Source organism: Psychrobacter sp. TB20-MNA-CIBAN-0197 (assembly GCF_040309765.1).
In the GTDB taxonomy this organism is placed as follows: domain Bacteria; phylum Pseudomonadota; class Gammaproteobacteria; order Pseudomonadales; family Moraxellaceae; genus Psychrobacter; species Psychrobacter submarinus.
Map to the genome: position 1 here is coordinate 1 of NZ_JBEOPC010000830.1, position 262 is coordinate 262.

Below are 262 nucleotides of genomic sequence, written 5' to 3' on the forward strand. Positions count from 1 at the left end.
CCGTGTCGCTGGCGTCAAGGCGCAGCCCAACCTGTTTACCTACCGCCAGGGACACAAGGCGCTCAGCGGTGGCGACAAAAACGATGCGTTCTATCAGCAGGTCGCTGACGAGGAACTGGATCGGCTGACCAAACCGCCGCACATCAATGTGCTGGATGGCGGCGACGGTAGCGATACGTTTGCGTTTGAAGGCCAGCGGCCGGCCACTGATACACGACACATCGGCCATCGGATTGACCTGCCGAGCGGCAAGGTCACGCTG

1 protein-coding gene is annotated in these 262 nt (G+C 61.5%); it reads left to right on the plus strand.

What is annotated here, in order from left to right; all coding sequences use genetic code 11:
• On the plus strand, nt 1-262 hold a 262-nt coding region (locus AAEY83_RS16185), incomplete at both ends, for a hypothetical protein (protein WP_351060646.1).